Genomic DNA, 17979 nt, shown 5'->3' with positions numbered 1-17979 from the left:
CGCATAAGGTGCCGATCATGCCCGTTCCGCCCCACCGCACCCCGCTCCACCTCGCGGTGCGCAACGCCGAAGCCCTGACCACCGCGCTCGCCCGCACCCGCGGCCACGAGCTGGTGACCCGCCCCGGTTTCCTGGCGATGACCGGGCCGACGCTGACGCGCGTGCTGGTGCGCCGGCCCGACCCGGCGGCCGACGACCTCGGCGAACTCCGGCTGCTGGTCAAGCGGGCCGAGGCGCGGGTGGTCGTCGAGGACTCCTTCGGCACCGTCGACGGCGCGGCGCTCGGCCTGACCGCCCGGCACATGCCCGTCATGGTCCGGGAACCGAGGCCGCTGCCCGCTCCCGCCGTCGAGGTCGCGCGCGTCCGCACCGCGGCCGACCTCGCGGTGGCCGAGCGGGTCGTGGTCGACGGGTTCCCGATGGCCGGCTTCCCGCCCGGCCGGGCGCTGCCCGCGGGCCTGCTGGACACCGACGGGTTCCACCTGCACCTGGCCCGGCGCGCGGGCGAACCCGCGGGCGCGTGCCTGACCGTCGTCGCCGGGGGCGTCGGCGGCGCGTACTGGGTGACCACCCTGCCCGCGCACCGCTCGCGCGGCGTCGGCCGCGCCCTGATGCACGCGGTCCTCAACGAGTTCCCCGTGCCGATGACCCTGACCGCCGCCACCGCCGGCCGCCCGCTCTACGACTCGCTCGGCTTCTCCGCCGTCGCCCTGGCCACCTGGTGGTCCAACGACTAACCCCGCTCCGGCCAGCGCACGCCCGCCCGCTTGACGATCCGGTCGCCGATCGAGAACCGGCCGTAGACCTTCCGGCTCACCAGGGCGGTGACCACCGCGCCCTCCTCGGTCCGCACGACCAGCAGGCAGTCCCGGCGCACCCCGGTGGTCAGCGCGACCTCCTCGACCCGTCGGTCCACCACCCTGCCGCGGTACGCCACCGCGACCTCGGCCCCGATGTGCCGCTGCTGGAGGACGACCAGGTACAGCACCGCCCCCAGGAGCACGAACCCCACGACGACCATGTCCACGGGCGACCCCCACTCCGGTTCGGATCGGGTGCTCACGACCACCGCGCCGGTGTGGCGGCGCCGGGCGGCCTCCGGCCCATTCTGGCCCTCCCGGGCCTCCCGCGGGTGGGCGTTCCCGGAAGTGGGGCGGCGGTTCTGACGGGGACCGCCGGCGATCACCGGCGGGCACGGGTCGCGAGCGGCCACCAGACGCCCAGTTGGACCACGGCCAGCGCCGCGGCGAATGGCACGAGCGCCCACGCGCCCGCACCCTGCGCCAACGCGCCGGCCAGCCACGGCAGGGCGGCGCCGCCCACCACCGAACCGGCGTTCACCACGCCGATGGCGGCGGGCGCGAGCCGTTCGGTGGTCAGCCTCGGCACGAGCGCCATCGTGGTCGGGAACACCGGGCCGAGGAAGAAACCCAGCAGCGCCAGGCCGACCACCGCGGCGCCGGGCAGCGACCAGACCACCGCGGCCGCGGCGACGCCCGCCAGGCAGGCGGTCATCAGGCCGGTGTCGGTCAGCCCCAGCCTCGCCGCCACCGGGCTGATCAGGAAGCGGCCCAGGGTCAGCCCCAGCCAGTAGCCGCCGACCGCGTACCCGGCGAGCTGGTCGGACAGGCCCCGCGAGTCGACCAGGTGGCTGAACGCCCAGTTGCCGACGCCCAGCTCCAGTCCTACGTAGACGGTCAGCAGGACCGCGCCGAGCAGCACCCCCGGCTGTCGCAGCGCCGCCGCGGCCAGGCCGCCCGGGACGCGTTCCCGGGACGTCCCCGGCGCCGGCCCGGGGTGCGCCACCAGGAAACCCGCCACCAGCGGCGCGCTCGCCAGGCCGAGCACCAGCCACACCGCGGGCCACGGCGCGTGCGCCAGGACCCGGGTGGCCAGGACGGGGCCGAGCAGGGCGCCGACGCCGAAGAACGCGTGCAGCCGGTTGAGCAGCGCGGTGGCCCCGGGCAGGGAGGCGAGGCGGGCGTTGAGGGCGGACTCCAGCAGGCCCGCGGCGTAGCCGATGGCGAGTTGGAGCAGCACCAGCACCGCGAACGCCGGGCGCGCGGCCGTGACCAGGGCGGTGAGGGTGTAGAGCGCGCCGCCGGCGACGAGCGTGGCGCGGTAGCCGAACCGGTGCAGCAGCGCCCCCGCGGTGGCCCCCGCGACCATGAAACCCGCGGAGGCGGTGAAGAAGGTGAGGCCGATCGTGGCCCGGTCCACGCCGTAGTCGTCCATCTGCTCGACCAGCAGCACGCCGCCCGCGCCGGTGCCGAGACCGATGAGCGCGAACGTCGCGTAGGCGAGGGGCACCGAGGCGCTGCGCATGGCCGGACCTCCCGGTCGGGTGATCCGGCCAGGGTAGTGGAATAACCCCGGGCAGATCACGCGTTAATTCGATCCGGACATTTCCGGTCGGGCGTGCTGTCGGGTTTCGTGGCTTTTCGTGGCGTGCTGCCCGGTGAATCGGCCGGGGTGACGCGGAAAGCGCGCCCGGGTGACCGGTGCTCAGCTGGTGGGAGCCGCGAACGGGTGATCATGCCGCGACACCGCGTGGTTTCCACACCGTGGGACGGCGGGGTGTGCCCGGGACGGGGAAGGGGCACGCGGTGTGGGAGACTGCGCGCCATGGCTCCTCTTCGCTTCGCCCTGCCCAACAAGGGTTCGTTGAGTGCTCCCGCGGCGCAAATGCTGGCGGAAGCGGGCTACCGGGTGAACAGGTCCGGCCGTGAGCTGATCGTGGCGGACCCGGCAAATGATGTGCAGTTCTTTTTCCTGCGGCCCCGGGACATCGCGGTGTACGTCGGGGAGGGGTCGTTGGACGTCGGTATCACCGGCCGCGACTTGCTGCTCGATTCGACGGTGTCCGCGAAGGAAATCCTGCCGCTCGGCTTCGGGCGGGCGAAGTTCTTCTTCGCGTCCAAGCCCGGCACCATCGACGACGCGGCGGGGCTGGAGGGCAAGCGGATCGCGACCAGCTACCCGAACCTGGTCGAGCAGCACTTGAACGACCTGAACATCAAGGCGCACCTGGTGCGGCTGGACGGCGCGGTGGAGACGGCCGTGGAGCTGGGCGTGGCCGACGCGATCGCCGACGTGGTGGAGACCGGCATCACGCTGAAGACCTCGGGCCTGGAGACGTTCGGCACGCCGATCCTCAAGTCGGAGGCCGTGCTGATCCAGGGCGACACCGTCGCCGACGCGCCGGATTCGGTGCGCGCGGTGGAGATCCTGCACCGGCGGCTCCAGGGCGTGCTCATCGCCCGGCGCTACGTGATCCTCGACTTCGACTGCCCCGTGGAGGCGCAGGAGGAGGCGTTCAAGCTGGTGCCCGGCATCGAGTCGCCCACCGTCTCGCCGCTGGCCCGCGAGGGCTGGGTCGCGGTCCGCTCGCTGGTGCCGCGCGACGACGCCCCGTTCATCATGGACGAGCTGTGGCGCGTGGGCGCCCGCGCCATCCTGGTCAGCTCCCTGGACACCTGCCGCATCTGAAAACCCCGCGAGTCGTACGTCCAGGACTCGCGAGTCGTACGTCCAGGACCCCCGAACTCCACGTTCACGCACGCCCCGGTGTGCGCGGACGTGGAGTTCGTCGTTTCCGGACGTACGACACGGTGGTCCTGGACGTACGACTCGCGGTGTCTGGACGTACGACTCGCGGTGCTAGGTCTGGTCTAGCGGGGAACTCGCGACTTCAGGGTGGGGGCGTGGGAGTGGGCGTCGGAGATCAAAAGGTGGAGTGGCGCGGCGCGTCCCCGGGACGTTCTGGAGAGGACAAGATGAACGCCATCGAAACGTCGGGACTGGTCAAGGTGTTCGGCGACACCCGCGCGGTGGACGGCGTCGACCTGACCGTGCCCGCCGGGACGGTGTACGGGCTGCTCGGCCCCAACGGGGCGGGAAAGACCACGACGGTGCGGATGCTGGCCACGCTGCTGCGGCCCGACGGGGGAGAGGCCAGGGTCTTCGGTCACGACGTGCGCGCCGACCCCGACGCCGTGCGCTCGCTGGTCAGCCTCACCGGCCAGTACGCCTCGGTCGACGAGGACCTGACCGGCACCGAGAACCTGGTCATGCTCGCCAGGCTCCTCGGCCACGGCCGGGCGCCCGCGCGCGACCGCGCGGCACGGCTGCTGGAGGCATTCGGCCTCACCGACGCGGCAGGCAAGCAGGTCAAGCACTACTCGGGCGGCATGCGCCGCAGGCTGGACATCGCGGCCAGCATCCTCAACACCCCGAAGCTGCTGTTCCTGGACGAGCCCACCACGGGCCTCGACCCGCGCAGCCGCAACCAGGTGTGGGACATCGTCCGGGCGGTCGTCGCGCACGGCACCACCGTGCTGCTCACCACCCAGTACCTCGACGAGGCCGACCAGCTCGCCTCCCGCATCGCGGTGATCGACCACGGCCGGGTCATCGCCGAGGGCACCAAGGGCGAGCTGAAGGCGTCGGTGGGCGTCGGCGCGGTGCACCTGCGCCTGCGCGACGCCGAGCAGCGCCCGGTGGCCCAGCGCGTGCTGACCGAGGTGCTCGACGCGGACGTGCTGCTCGACCACGACCCGGTCGCGCTCACCGCCCGGCTGTCCGGCCGCGCCACCGAGCAGGCCGCCGAGGCGCTGGCCCGGCTCGCCCGCGAGGGCGTCACCGTGGACAACTTCTCCCTGGGCCAGCCCAGCCTGGACGAGGTCTTCCTCGCCCTGACCGACAAGAACGAGAAGAACGACGAGAACGAGGAGGCGGCGGCGTGACCGTCACCAAGGACGCGGAACTGCTGCCCGCGCCCAAGACCGAGGACCTGGCCACGGTCCTGCTGGAGACCGGGCGCCCGCCGCGGCCGACCGCGCTGTCCGCGTCGCTCACGTTCGGCTGGCGCGCCGTGCTCAAGATCAAGCACGTGCCCGAGCAGCTGTTCGACGTGACCGCGTTCCCGATCATGATGATCCTGATGTTCACGTTCCTGTTCGGCGGCGCGCTGGCCGGCTCGCCGGGCGAGTACGTCCAGTACCTGCTGCCGGGCATCACGGTCACCAGCGTCGTGATGATCACCATGTACACGGGCGTCGCGGTGAACACCGACATCGAGAAGGGCGTGTTCGACCGGTTCCGGACGCTGCCGATCTGGCGGCCCGCGCCGATGGTCGGCTACATCCTGGGCGACCTGCTGCGCTACGTGCTCGCCTCCACCACCATCATGGTCGTCGGCCTGATCCTCGGGTTCCGGCCCGGCGGCGGGTTCGCCGGCGTCGTGCTCGGCGTCGCGCTGCTGGTCGTCTTCTCGTTCGCGTTCTCCTGGGTGTGGACCATGTTCGGCCTGCTGATGCGCAGCGAGAAGTCCGTGATGGGCGTGAGCATGCTGGTGCTGTTCCCGCTGACGTTCCTGTCCAACGTGTACGTCATGCCCACCACGATGCCCGGCTGGCTCCAGGCGTTCGTCAACGTCAACCCGATCACCAAGCTGGTCGACGCGGTGCGCGCGCTGATGGCGGGCGAGTTCGACGCCGACGCGATGCTGTGGACGGCGGGGTACTGCGCGGCCTTCACGCTGGTGTTCGGCTCGCTGACCATGCGCCTCTACAACCGGAAGTGAGACCGTCCTGAGTAGACGCACGTCGTCCCGGTCGAGACGGTCTCCCGCAGGTGGGCCGCGAGACCGGGGTGGCGCGCGTCGAGCTTGCGCAGCGCGTCGCGGATGCGGGCGGTGACGGTCTTGCGGGCCCGCTCCGCCTCGTCGCCGAGCCTCCTGGTCCGCCCGGCCAGCCCGGCCGCGGCGCGCAGCTCCTCCAGCAGGGCCGCCCGTTCCCGGTCGAGCGCGGCGGCCCGGTCGTCGTCGGGCGCCCGGTCGATCTCCTCGTCCAGCAGCGCCAGGCGCCGCCGGTAGCGGGCCTTGGCCTCGTCGTCGAGCACCAGGTCGCCGCCGAGCCGCGCGAACGCCACCGCGCCCGGCGCGAGCAGCGTCACCGCGGGCACCGCCTCGCCGGGCCTGCTCAGCAGCACGTGCAGGTCGCGCAGCCCCTTCGAGTCCGGCACCCGCACCGTCACCCCGTCGAACGACAGCGCCCACACCTCGCCGTCGCGGCGGAACTCGTCGGCCGGCCCGGCGTCGGCGAGCCGCGCCAGGGTGGGCACGACCGCGGGCGCCGCGCCGGACCGCGCGCGGGCCGCCGCGGCGAGGTGCCGGTCCGCCAGCGCGGCCCACGGCCGGGCTCGCATCCGCTCGGCCGACCGGCGCGCCGCGGTCAGCTCCGCCACGGCCTCGTCGCACCGGCCCAGCACCAGGTCCACCACGCCCAGCCACAGGTCGACCGGGCCGCTGATGTCGCACCCGTACAGCGACACCAGCCACTTGCCGCGGTGCGGCGCCAGCAGCCCGCGCACCCGCGCCGCCAGCTCGCGGTCGCCCGCGGCGGCCGCGAACTGGGCCAGGAACCGCAGCCGCAGCGAGCCGAGCGCCAGCGGGTACCGCTCGTTCGACACCGGCGGGTCGAGCGGGTCCAGCAGGTCCAGGTGGACGCGGGCCGCCTCGACGTCGCCGCGCTCCAGCGCCGCGAGGCCGAGCAGCAGCCCGGCGGCCGGGTGCGCGGTCGCGGCCGGTTCCGCCGCCAGCTCGTCCAGCTCGGCGAACCGGCCCTGCGGCAGCAGCAGGGCCCACCGCAGGTGCAGGTGCATCACCGCGAACGCCGAGTGCCCGCACGCGCCCATGTCCGAGGCCCTGGCCAGCAGCGCCTCGGCTTCGGCGTACCGGCCGTGCAGGGTGCTGATGATCGCCTGGTCGACGGCGGCGGAGAAGCTGTACCTGGTGGCGCCCAACCGGTCCGCCAGGGCCACGAACGCGTGGAGCTGGTCCAGGTAGCGCGGGTCGCCCAGCTCCACCAGCGCCACCCAGCGCAGCGAGGACGCGAACTGCTCGGCGTTGTGGTCGCCGCTGCGGCGGGCCACGGTGATCAGCTCGTCGGTCAGCGCCAGCCGCTGCTCGGCGTCGGCGATGCCGGTGGAGGTGTCGTGCGCGACCCACAAGCCCGCGGCGAGCGCGGTGTCGTCGGCGGCCACCTCCGCGGCGCGCACGCCCATCCGGCGGGCCAGCTCCTCCACCGGCACGTCCGGCGGCGGTCCGATGAACCGGCCGTACGCCTCGCGCAGCAGCCGCCCGCCGGCCTCCTCCTGGTCGCCGAACCGGAAGCGGGCCAGCGCCACGCGGGCCAGGGGTTCCGGGTCGGCCAGCGACCGGGCCAGGTCGGCGGCCTCGTCGAAGACGCGGTGCGCGGCGGCGTGGTCGCCGGCGTGGCACAGCTCGGGCCCCAGCTCGACGGCCACCGCGATCCGCCGGAGCGGGCCGCGGGCCCGGTCCAGCGCCCGCCGGTAGTGGCCCACCGCCTCCTCGAACGCGAGCCGGCTGCTCGCGTCCCGGGCCGCCGCCACGATGGCGTCGACCACGCGGTCGGCGGGCAGCCGGTCGCCCGCCAGGTGGGCGTGCCGGGCCAGGTCCGCGGGCAGCACCAGCTCGGCCAGGTCGCCCTCCAGCGCCCGCACCACGGCGGCGTGCCGCTCGTCCGCGTCGGGCAGCGCGTCGTACAGCGCCTCGCGCACCAGGTCGTGGGCGAAGGCGAACCGCCCGCCGCCCACGGCGAGCACCAGCCGCGCCCGCACGGCCTGCTCCAGCAGCCGGTCCGCCTCGGGCGCCGGCAGGGCCGCGGTCGCGGCCAGCACCCGCCGGTCGAACTCGCGCCCCAGCACGGCCGCCGCGGCCAGCAGCTCGCCGACGGGAGCGGGCAGCAGCGACAGCCGCCGCCGCACCGCGTCCCGCACGCCCGGCGCGACCGCGGTGACGGGGCCGCCGCCGTGCCAGAGGCGGGCGGTCTGCTCGACGAAGAACGGGTTGCCGCCGGTGCGCCGGTGCACCTCGGCGGCCAGTCCCGGGTCCGGCTCCCGGCCCGCCGTGCGGGTCATCAGCTCGCGGACCCCGTCGGGGTCGAGACCGGTCAGCGAGAGGGTGGTGGCGCGGCCGAGCAGGGGCGTCAGCAGCGGGCGCGCCGGGTGCTCCTCGGCGTCCACCTCCGCGTCGCGGTAGGTGCCGACCAGCAGCAGCCGTTCGAACCAGGTGTGCCGGGCGGCGAACTCCAGCAGCCTCAACGACGCCGGGTCGGCCCAGTGCAGGTCCTCCAGCACGACCACCACCGGCCGGTGGTGCGACACCGCGACCAGCGCCGTGGTCACCGCGTCGTAGAGCGGGAAGCCCTCCGGCGGCTGACCGGCGGGCGCCTCGCCGAGCAGCACGGCCAGAGGCGCCCGGTCGACCGCGGCCCACTCCTCGGCGGTGGCGGCCCGGCGCAGCGCCCGCACCACCTGCACCCACGGCCAGTAGCCGGGCGCGCTGTCGGAGTCCCAGCACGACCCGGCGAGCACCAGGGCGCCGCGCTGCCGCGCCTGCTCGGCCGCTCCGGTCACCAGGGTGGTCTTGCCGATGCCGGGTTCGCCGGCGACCAGCACCAGCCCGCCGTGGCTGCGGGTGGCGCGGTCGACCTCGGTGTGCAGCACCCCGGCTGGGTGGTCCCGTCCGATGAGTCGCATGGCAGGTGGAACTTAGCCCACGGGACCGACGGGAACCCGGCGTTCAGGTCACTTCGGACGGAAAGATTCGCTCACCTGTGCGAACATCGCGTCCACCGCGCCGGGCAGCGCGGCCGGGTCGCCGTCGGACAGCTCCTGCCCCGAGCGGTAGCACGCCAGGGCCAGGTGCGGTGCGAGCACGGCCGCCTCGCGCGGCGCGCCGCGCGCCAGCAGGTTGTCCCGGAACAGCTCGCACAGCAGGTGGAACTTGCGCGCCGCGCGGTCCCGCAGCTCGGGGTTCTCCCGCACGAGCCGCTCGTGGGCGCGGTAGTGCTCCTCGTCGGCGGTGAGGTCGCGGCACAGCTCCACCACCAGCTCGCGGATCTGCGCGAGAGCGCCCGCCAGGTCGTCCACCGGCGGCAGCGCGCGGTGCAGCTCGGTGAGCCGCTCGACGACCTGCTGCTCGTCGGAGAAGGCGACCTCCTGCTTGTCGCCGAAGTAGCGGAAGAACGTGGTGCGCCCGACCTCGGCGCGCTCGGCGATGTCGGCCACGGTCACGTCGGCGAACCCGCGTTCGGCGAACAGGGCGTACGCGGCCTCCACGATCTGCTCGCGCGCTCGTTGGCGCTTGCGCTGGCGCAGCGGAGGGCGTTCGGGCACGGGAGCAGCATAGCGCTCCGGCACGGCGTTCAGTATGGTACTCAGTACCAGTTAGAATCGAGTACCTGGAGGAACCGTGTCCACCATACTGATGACGGGTGCGAGCCGGGGCCTGGGCCGCCACGCCGCCGAGCACCTGCTGCGCCACCACCCCGACCGCCACCTGCTGGTGTTCAACCGCAGGCCGGGCCTGGCCGCCGAGCTGGCCGCGAGCACCGGCAACCGCAACGTCTCGGAGATCACCTGCGACCTCGCGTCCTTCGCCGACATCCGGCGCGCGGCCGCCGAGGTGGACCGGCCGCTGGACGGGTTCCTGGGCAACGCCGGGCTCCAGATGCAGTCCACCCGCGAGACCACCGCCGACGGCGTCGAGGCGACCTTCGGCGTCAACGTGCTCGCCTACCACCTGCTGCTCAACCTGCTGCTGCCGAAGTTCGCCGACCCGGCGCGCATCGTGGTGGTCGGCAGCGACGTGCACGACCCGGCGCACAACAGCCTGGGCCTGATCCCGCCGCCGCGCTGGACCTCCCCGCGCGAGCTGGCCAGGCCGTCCGACGGCGGCGGCCGGGAGGGCAGGCGCGCGTACGCCACCAGCAAGCTCGGGGTGCTCTACCTCGTGCACGCGCTCGCGCGCCGGCTGCCGGAGGGCGTGGACGCCTACACCTACAACCCCGGCTTCGTGCCGGGCACGGACCTGGCGCGCGACGCGAACCCCGTGGGGCGGGCGCTGTTCGCGGGCGTCGGCAGGCTCCTGCTCGCCACGCCGGTCGCCACCGGGCCCGTCGAGGCGGGGCGGTTGCTGGCCGAGGCGATGGCGGGGCCGCGCCCCGGCACGAGCGGTTCGTACATCGACCGGGGCCGGGTCACGCCGTCGTCGGCGGAGTCCTACGACGAGCGGCGCGAGGAGGAGCTGTGGGCGGTGGCCGACGAGCTGTGCGGCCTCACGGGCGCGGAGCGCCGCCCCGCGTGAGCCCGCCGGGGCGCAGGGCCCGCCGGGGCGCGTGACGGGGGTGCGAAGGGCGGGCGAACAACCCTTTGTCGAACGCCATTCGCCTCCCTATGCTCCCTGGGAGCGCTCCCAGAACGACCTGGGACCGCGGCTGTCGCCCTGCCAACGGCGGTGAAGGGACAAGACGACGTGAGGCTGTTGCTGCTCGTCACGCTGATAGCGGCCACCCTGGTCACCCCCGGCACGGCCGGGGCCGACCCCGGCCCCTGGCTCGAGGCCGAGGACGGCGCGCTGTCCGGCACGGTGGTCGAGACGGGCGTCGAGGGCTTCTCCGGCACCGGCTACGTGGCCGGGTTCGACGAGCCCGGCGACACCCTGACCATCACCATCCCGGACAGCCCCGGCGGCCTGCACGACCTCACCATCCGCTACGCCACCCCGTACGGGCCCAAGAACGCCGCCCTGTCGCTCAACGGCGCCGCCATCGGCGAGGTCCCGCTGCCCGAGCACGCCTCGTTCACGGAAGCCACCGGCTCCAAGGTGCTGCTGGCCGAGGGCGACAACACCCTCACCTTCGGCACCGGCTGGGGCTGGTACCTGGTCGACGCGGTCAAGGTGACCCCGAGCGCGCCGCCCGAGCCCGGCGTCCACGAGGCCGAGGACGGCGTCCTGAACGGCACCGTCGTGGAGAGCGCGGTGCCCGGCTTCTCCGGCCGCGGCTACGTGGCGGGCTTCGACAGCGGCACCGACAGCGTCGCCATCACCATCCCGGACAGCCCCGGCGGCCTCCACGACCTGACGATCCTCTACGCCACCCCGTACGGGGCCAAGACCGCATCCCTGTCGCTCAACGGCAGCGGCCTGGGCGACGTCCAGTTCCCGGCGAACCCGTCGTTCAGCGCCATCGGCGCGGGCAAGGTGCTGCTGGCCGAGGGTGACAACACGCTGACCATCACGAACAACTGGGGCTGGTACCTGATCGACGCGATCAAGGTGACCCCGAGCGCGCCCCGCGGCCCGCACCGGGTCACCGGCGCGCTGACCGACCCGGCCGCCACCCCGGAGGCCAAGGGCCTCATGCGGTACCTGGCCGCCAACTACGGCGAGAACATCCTGTCGGGCCAGCAGGACCAGGCGAGCATCGACTGGGTCGAGCAGAACGTCGGCGAGGCGCCCGCCGTCGGCGGCTACGACCTCATGGACTACTCGCCCAGCCGCGTCGAGCGCGGCACCGTCGGCCGGGACGTCGACCACGCCCTGGCCTGGGACCGGCGCGGCGGCATCGTCACCCTGGCCTGGCACTGGAACGCGCCGTCCGGCCTGATCGACCAGCCGGGCAAGGAGTGGTGGCGCGGCTTCTACACCGACGCCACGACCTTCGACCTCGCCGCCGCCCTGGCCGACCCGAACTCGACCGACTACGAGCTGCTCATCCGGGACATGGACGCCATCGCCGTGCAGCTCAAGCGCCTGGCGGACGCGAAGGTGCCGGTGCTGTGGCGCCCGCTGCACGAGGCCGAGGGCGGCTGGTTCTGGTGGGGCGCCAAGGGCCCCGAGCCCGCCAAGCGGCTGTACCGGATCCTGCACGACCGGCTGGTGGACCACCACGGCCTGCACAACCTCATCTGGGTGTGGAACTCCATCGCGCCCGAGTGGTACCCCGGTGACGACGTCGTCGACGTGGTGTCCATGGACTCCTACCCGCCCCAGGGCGACCACGGCCCCGTGATCGGCCCCTACGAACGGCTGGTGGAACTGGGCGGCGACCGCAAGCTGGTGGCGCTGGGCGAGGTCGGCTCCATCCCCGACCCCGACCTGCTGGCCGCCTACGAGGCCCGCTGGAGCTGGTTCGTCACCTGGTCCGGCTCGTTCATCCAGGACGGCGTGGTCAACCCGCTGGACTTCGTGCGCCGCGTCTACGGCCACGAGCGCGTGGTCACGCTCGACGAGCTGCCCGACTTCAAGACCACGCCCGGCCGGTGCGACGCGACCCTGCGCGTGGTCGCCCGGTGGGGCAGCGGGTTCCACGCCGAGGTCACCGTCCGCCACCCGGAGAACTCGCCGTCCCGGGGCTGGCGGGTGAGCTGGCAGCTCGGCGAGGGCCAGCGGATCGGGAACCAGTGGAGCGCGAAGATCACCACCAGCGGTTCGACCGCGACGGCCGTGAACCTGCCGTGGAACGGCGCCGTCAAGCCCGGCGGCAGCACCACGTTCGGGTTCCTGGCCAGTGGCTCCCCGACGGCGCCTGCGCTGACTTGCGCTATCGGGTGATGTCGTCCGGTGGGCCGGCGGGGGCGAACAGGGGACCGGACGCGGTGTCCGCACCCACCTCCCGCCACCACCGGGCTTGCTCGGGTGTCGTGACGCCGGTCGCGGTCAGGCCGATGCCGGCGTCGCGCACCACCCCCAGCACGCCCGCCAGCGCGCGGGCCGCCGCGGTGCCCGGTCGGGCCGCGGCCGTCTGACCCACCCGCACCGCCCGCACCGGCAGGCCGTCCACCACCCGCGGCAGGTCCTCGGGCGAGCCGGTGAACCCCTCCAGCTCGACGCCCACCCCGTCGTCGGCCAGCACCTCCAGGTTGTCGGCCACCTCGCCGCGCCCGGAGAACAGCACCCGGCCGGTCACGCCCAGCCGCAGCGACGACGGCGCGAGCCCGGTCCCGCGCAGCGCCCCGTGCACCACGCCGACCAGGTCCGGGTCGGCGGCCTGGCTCGGCGACAGCGCCCAGTGCACCGGCAGGTCCCGGCCCAGCCGCTCCCGCCACGCCACCGCCTGACCGCACGCCTCCCGCAGCACCCACGAACCCAGCGGCACGGCCAGCCCGGTGTCCTCGGCCAGCGCCACGCACTGCTCGTGCGGCAGCTCGTCCAGCGCCGGGTGGTCCCACAGCAGCAGCGCCTCGGCGGACTCCACCGACCCGTCGGCCAGCCGCACCACCGGCCGGTACCGCACCAGCAGCTCGTCGTCCTCCCACGCGCCGGCCATGGTGGCGGCCAGGCTGAACGCGCGCCGGTCCCGGCCGTCCTGCTCCGGGTCGGCCAGCTCCCACTGCCGGGCGCCGCCGCCCTTCGCGCGCCGCAGCGTCAGGTCCGCCGAGTCGAGCAGGTCCAGCGGCGACGAGTCGCGCGGCGGGCGGTGCACCACGCCGATGGTGGCCGACACCGCGATCCGGTGGCCGTGCGAGGTGAACGGCGCGGACAGCACCTCGTTGATCCGCCGCACCGTGGTGACCACGTCCGGCGTGCCCGGCGAGTTCTCCACCAGGATCGCGAACTCGTCGTGGCCGAACCGGGCCACCATCGCGTTCTCGCCCGCGACGACCGACTCCAGCCGCCCGGCCACCACCTTGAGCACGTGGTCGCCGACCTCGCGGCCCAGCCCGCCGGTGAAGCGGGAGAAGCCGTCCAGGTCGAGGTGGAACACGGTCACGCCGGTGCGCGGGTCGGCGGTGCGCAGGGCCTGCTCCAGGCGGCTGGTGAAGTACTGCCGGTTCGGCAGCCTGGTCAGCACGTCGTGCAGCGCCTGGTGGTTGAGCTGGCCCTGGAGCAGGTTGACGTCGGTGGCGTCCTCGGCGAGCACGACCACCTGCGGCGGCGCCTCCACCCGGTGCAGCGGCGACAGCGTGAGCATCACCCACGCCGGTTCGCCGTCCGCGCGCAGCAGCCGGTACGGCTGGGTGACGGTCCGCGCGCCCTCCCGGGCGGCGTCGCCCGCCAGCCCGGCGACGTCGGCGCGCAGCCCCGCCCGCTCGTCGGGGTGCGCCAGGTCGAACAGCGACGTGCCGGTCAGCTCGTCGGGCGACCGGTCCAGGATGCGGGCCAGCGCCTCGTTCACGCGCACCAGCACGCCGTCCGGCTCGACGGTCGCGATGCCCGTGGACGAGTGCGTCTCCAGCAGCTCGACCCGCGCCCGGCTCAGCCGCAGCTCCACCTGGGCCTCGCGCATCGCCTTGTAGAGCGAGCGACCCAGGTGCTCCTGCTGCTCCATCGTGGCCTGCCGGACGCGTTCGACGAACGACGCCGACAGCGCGGCGATCACGTCCACCACGCGGTTGCGCAGCCGGTCGGCGGGCGCGAGCGACGTCATGCCGAGCAGGCCCTTGCTGACGACCTCGATCGAGATCTGGAGCCCCTCGGGCGTGGTGCAGTTCAGGCCCACCAGCGCCTCGCCGACGTCGCGGCCCGCGTGCTGCGCCGCCGACTCGACGGCCACGCCGGCGCACAGCCGGTCGACCAGGCCCGCCAGCCGGTTCTCCAGCTCGGCGGTCGACATCGGGACGAACGTCCGCGAGCTGAGCAGGTACGCCCACTTCTTGGCGAGCTTCGTGCGGACCCGCAGCTCGTCCGGGTCCAGGGGCAGCGGAGCGGTCACGGTCAGCCGCCGTCGAGGGGCTTGCGGCCGACGCCCACCCAGACCTGGGTGTTGTCCTCGGCCCGGTTCGCCACGTCGCCCGCGCCCGTCGGCCGCCACAGCGCGCACCCGACCACGCCCGGCTCGACCAGCTCGTAGCCGTCGAACAGCGCGGCGACCTCCGCGTGCGTGCGGTAGACCAGGTTGTCCCTGGACCTGCTCTCCCGGACCTGCTCGGCCGCGCGGCGCATGGTGCCGGGGCGCCCGTCGGCGGTGGCGTGCGAGACGACCAGGTAGCTGCCCGGCGCCATCCGGTCCCGGTAGCGGGCCAGCAGCGCGCCCGGCTCGTCCTCCGGGGTCAGGAAGTGCACGACCAGCAGCAGGAGCAGGGCCACCGGCTCGTCGAAGTCGAGCAACCCGGTGACCTCCGGTTTGCCCAGCACGTCGTCGGGGTCGCGCAGGTCGGCCTGCACGGCGGTGGAGTTCGGGTCGCCCGCCAGCAGCAGCTCGCCGTGCGCGACGGCCACCGGGTCCTTGTCCACGTAGACCACCCGGCACCGCGGGTCCAGGTCCTGGGCGACCTCGTGCACGTTGCCCACGGTCGGGATGCCCGAGCCGATGTCCAGGAACTGCCGCACCCCGCTCCCCACCAGGTGGCTCACCGCGCGGCGCAGGAACGCCCGGTTCAGCCGGACCAGGTCGCGGGTGCCGGGAAGCGCCGCGGCGACCTTCTCCGCCATGGCCCGGTCGACGGCCAGGTTGTGCGCACCGCCGAGCAGGTAGTCATAGGTGCGGGCGATGCTCGGCACGGACGTGTCGATGCCTTCCGGGACCCAATCGAGGTCACTCACGGCGCACTCCGGACTTTCACGCTGGGGTGTCGGGGTGGATCCATGACATCCAACCGCCTGTGGGCCGTCGGCACCAGGGGAGTCAACAACTTAACTCTAATGCGCGATCCCGCGGGCCTCCGAACGGCGCATAGAGTGCTCTGGGTCAATGCCCGGTAGGAGGAGGAGCGGCACACGATGACCGCAAGCCCCAAAACCGGTGGCGCCGGAAAGCGCGAGGTTCCCGCGGTTCCCGGCCGATTACCCGTGCTGGGGCACACCGCGGCCCTGTTGCGACAAAGGCTCGCGTTCACCTCCGCCCTGCGGCAGCACGGCCCCGTCGTGCGGGTCTACCTGGGAGGACTCCCGCTGCACTTCGTCACCACGGCCGAATTGGCGCACCGGGTGCTGGTCGGCGAGGCGTTCGAGAAGGGCATCTTCGTCGACAAACTCCGCCGCGCCTTCGGCGACGGCCTGGTGAGCACCGACGGCGATTTCCACCGCCGGCAGCGCCGGATGATCCAGCCCGCCTTCCACCGCCGGTTCCTGGTGCGCTATTCGGAAACCATGAGCGTGCTCGCCGACGAGGTCGCGAATTCCTGGCGGGATGGACTCGTGGTGCACGTGGACCGGTTGGCGCAGGACATCGCCATCTCGGTGGTCGGCAGAACCCTGTTCTCGACGGATTTCGACGCGCGGATCAGCGCGGAGATCCGGGCGCACACGCCCACCCTCATCAGGCTCGGGGTGGTCCGGGCGCTGTCGCCGGCGCTGCTGGAGAGGCTGCCGATCCCGGCCAACCGGCGGTTCGACGAGGCGGTCGCGCGCGTGCACCGCGTCGTGGACGAGGTCGTCGACTCCTCCCGCGGCGACCGCGGCGACCTGCTGTCGGTCCTGCTCGCCGCCCGCGACGAGGACACCGGCGAGCCGATGAGCAGGCAGCAGGTCCGCGACCACGTGGTCACCCTGCTCACCGCGGGCTCCGAGACCACCGGCACCACGCTGGCGTGGCTGTTCCACGAGCTGGCCCGCAACCCGGACGTGGCCGACCGGCTGCACGCCGAGGTGGACGGCGTGCTCGGCGGCCGGGCCGCGACGGCCGACGACCTGCGCGCGCTGCCGTACACCCGGCGCGTCGTGGACGAGGTGCTGCGCGCGTACCCGCTGTGGCTGACGCTGCGGCGCACCAACGCCGCCGTCCGGCTGGGCGACGTGGAGCTGCCCGCGGGCGCCGAGGTCGGGTTCAGCCCGCACGCCCTGCACCACGACCCGCGCTACCACGACCGGCCCGGGTCGTTCGACCCCGACCGGTGGCTGCCCGAGCGCGCCGCGGCCGTGCCCAAGGGCGCCTACGTGCCGTTCGCGGGCGGCCTGCACCTCTGCCCCGGCCACGCGTTCGCGCACCAGGAGCTCGCGATCGTGGCCGCCACCATCGCCGCCCGCTGGCGGCTCGTCCCCGTGCCGGGAAAACCGGTGCGGCCCAAGGTCTTCGGCCTGCTCTACCCCGATCGGCTGCCGATGACCGCGCGATCCCGTTCCCGCTGAAGATGGAGGTCGTCCCCCCTTGCGGTACTCACTCGCCGTCGCCCTGGTGGCCCTGCTGGTGGCGTCGTCGCAGACGTCCGCCTCGGCCGCGACCGGCCCGGCGCCCTGCCGTGACGTCGACGTGCCGGTGACCGTGCTCGGCCACGGCGAAGTCGTCCACGGCACCCTCTGCACCCCGCCCGCCGGGGCGGCCACCGTCCAACTGCTCATCCCCGGCTCCACCTACAACAGCTCTTACTGGGACTTCCCCGACCGGTCGTTCCGGGCGGCGCAGAACGAGGCCGGTTTCGCCACGCTCACCGTCGACCGGCTCGGCACCGGGCGCAGCTCCAAGCCCCTGGCCGCGGTGCTGACCGCGTTCGTCCAGGCCGAGGCGATGCACCAGGTCGTGACGGCGCTGCGGACCGGCGCGCTCGGACCGCGGTTCGACAAGGTTGTCATCGGCGGCCACTCGCTCGGCTCGGCGATCGCCGTCCTGGAGGCGGGCACCTACCGGGACGTGGACGGCGTGCTGGTGACCGGCATGACGCACCGGGTGAACCCCACCGGGGTGGTGGGCGCCTTCGCCAACTTCCGCCCCGCGAACCTGGACCCGAAGTTCGGCCTGCTGCACCCGCCGGGCTACCTGACCACGGCGCCCGGAACCCGGTACGGCAGCTTCCACGCGCCCGGACCCCTCGTGAAGCGGGTGGCGGAGCTGGAGGAGTCGCTGAAGGACGTGTTCTCGCCGACCGAGGCGGTGGACGGGCTCGGCGTGGCGGTGCTGCTGCCGTACAGCCGGCTGATCAGCGTGCCGGTGCTGTCGGTGGTGGGCAGCCGGGACCGGGCGGTGTGCGGCGCGCTCGCCACGGACTGCTCGTCGGCGGCGGCGCTGCACGAGGACGAGGCGCCGTACTACGCGGCCCCGCTGCGGACCTTCGTGCTGCCGGGGTACGGGCACTCGATCAACCTCGCGCCCAACGCGCGGGACTACTACTCAGCGGTCGCCGAGTGGGCGCTCGAAGAAGTCGGCCGCTGACCGGTGGTGGGGGGGGGCGGGGGGCGGGGGCCCCCCCACCACACCCCCCCCCCGACAGCCGCCCCCGCGAACCCCCCGCCACGCA

14 protein-coding genes are annotated in these 17979 nt (G+C 73.9%); 8 read left to right on the top strand and 6 right to left on the bottom strand.

Going from position 1 to position 17979, the window contains the following annotated elements; all coding sequences use genetic code 11:
* Positions 1-17 precede the first annotated feature (17 nt).
* Complete coding sequence (locus ACFV4N_RS09185) at positions 18-737, top strand: GNAT family N-acetyltransferase (RefSeq protein WP_499671966.1); 720 nt, start codon at positions 18-20, stop codon at positions 735-737.
* Here ACFV4N_RS09185 and ACFV4N_RS09180 read toward each other — a convergent pair.
* A complete protein-coding gene (locus tag ACFV4N_RS09180; RefSeq protein WP_499671965.1) occupies positions 734-1063 on the bottom strand; it encodes a DUF7489 domain-containing protein in 330 nt (109 codons plus the stop codon). The genes ACFV4N_RS09185 and ACFV4N_RS09180 overlap by 4 nt on opposite strands.
* Positions 1064-1182: 119 nt before the next feature.
* A complete protein-coding gene (locus tag ACFV4N_RS09175) occupies positions 1183-2325 on the bottom strand; it encodes an MFS transporter (protein ID WP_499671964.1) in 1143 nt (380 codons plus the stop codon).
* A gap of 300 nt (positions 2326-2625) precedes the next feature.
* On the opposite strand from ACFV4N_RS09175, the gene hisG reads away from it, so the two are divergent.
* The 3 genes from hisG to ACFV4N_RS09160 all read left to right on the top strand — a co-directional run bounded on the left by hisG (position 2626) and on the right by ACFV4N_RS09160 (position 5584).
* Positions 2626-3489 (top strand): ATP phosphoribosyltransferase, encoded by an 864-nt coding sequence (hisG, locus tag ACFV4N_RS09170; RefSeq protein ID WP_499671963.1) that lies wholly within the window; start codon positions 2626-2628, stop codon positions 3487-3489.
* 287 nt (positions 3490-3776) lie between these two features.
* The gene (locus tag ACFV4N_RS09165; protein ID WP_499671962.1) at positions 3777-4745 is read left to right on the top strand and encodes an ATP-binding cassette domain-containing protein; all 969 of its coding nucleotides are present in this window, start codon (positions 3777-3779) and stop codon (positions 4743-4745) included.
* Positions 4742-5584: an ABC transporter permease gene (locus ACFV4N_RS09160; protein ID WP_499671961.1), complete on the top strand. Its 843-nt coding sequence runs from the start codon at positions 4742-4744 to the stop codon at positions 5582-5584. Before ACFV4N_RS09165 ends, ACFV4N_RS09160 begins: the two co-directional genes overlap by 4 nt.
* Here ACFV4N_RS09160 and ACFV4N_RS09155 read toward each other — a convergent pair.
* Entirely contained in the window at positions 5569-8562 is a 2994-nt protein-coding gene (locus ACFV4N_RS09155; protein ID WP_499671960.1) for an ATP-binding protein, read from the bottom strand. The two genes, ACFV4N_RS09160 and ACFV4N_RS09155, sit on opposite strands and share 16 nt — an antisense overlap.
* Before the next feature lie 48 nt (positions 8563-8610).
* Entirely contained in the window at positions 8611-9201 is a 591-nt protein-coding gene (locus ACFV4N_RS09150; RefSeq protein WP_499671959.1) for a TetR/AcrR family transcriptional regulator, read from the bottom strand.
* Between the two features lie 76 nt (positions 9202-9277).
* Here ACFV4N_RS09150 and ACFV4N_RS09145 point away from each other — a divergent pair, with 76 nt between their 5' ends.
* Both ACFV4N_RS09145 and ACFV4N_RS09140 read left to right on the top strand, forming a co-directional pair.
* Positions 9278-10171, top strand: coding sequence for an SDR family NAD(P)-dependent oxidoreductase (locus ACFV4N_RS09145; protein WP_499671958.1), 894 nt, complete (start codon positions 9278-9280; stop codon positions 10169-10171).
* A 168-nt stretch (positions 10172-10339) separates the two neighbouring features.
* Positions 10340-12421 carry a glycosyl hydrolase gene (locus tag ACFV4N_RS09140; RefSeq protein WP_499671957.1) on the top strand — a complete coding sequence of 694 codons (2082 nt, stop codon included), beginning with the start codon at positions 10340-10342 and terminating at the stop codon, positions 12419-12421.
* Here the strand turns inward: ACFV4N_RS09140 and ACFV4N_RS09135 are convergent.
* On the bottom strand, positions 12411-14522 hold the full coding sequence (locus ACFV4N_RS09135) for a putative bifunctional diguanylate cyclase/phosphodiesterase (protein WP_499671956.1): 2112 nt from the start codon (positions 14520-14522) through the stop codon (positions 12411-12413). The two genes, ACFV4N_RS09140 and ACFV4N_RS09135, sit on opposite strands and share 11 nt — an antisense overlap.
* Before the next feature lie 2 nt (positions 14523-14524).
* Entirely contained in the window at positions 14525-15352 is an 828-nt protein-coding gene (locus ACFV4N_RS09130; RefSeq protein ID WP_499671955.1) for an SAM-dependent methyltransferase, read from the bottom strand.
* A gap of 177 nt (positions 15353-15529) precedes the next feature.
* Here ACFV4N_RS09130 and ACFV4N_RS09125 point away from each other — a divergent pair, with 177 nt between their 5' ends.
* Together ACFV4N_RS09125 and ACFV4N_RS09120 are read left to right on the top strand one after the other, a co-directional pair.
* Positions 15530-16876 (top strand): cytochrome P450, encoded by a 1347-nt coding sequence (locus ACFV4N_RS09125; protein ID WP_499671954.1) that lies wholly within the window; start codon positions 15530-15532, stop codon positions 16874-16876.
* A gap of 19 nt (positions 16877-16895) precedes the next feature.
* Complete coding sequence (locus tag ACFV4N_RS09120; protein ID WP_499671953.1) at positions 16896-17894, top strand: alpha/beta hydrolase; 999 nt, start codon at positions 16896-16898, stop codon at positions 17892-17894.
* The last annotated feature ends 85 nt before the right edge of the window (positions 17895-17979 follow it).

The sequence above is a fragment of the Actinosynnema sp. NPDC059797 genome (assembly GCF_042732085.1).
Taxonomy (GTDB): domain Bacteria; phylum Actinomycetota; class Actinomycetes; order Mycobacteriales; family Pseudonocardiaceae; genus Actinosynnema.
This window is presented reverse-complemented; position numbering and strand designations above follow the sequence as displayed.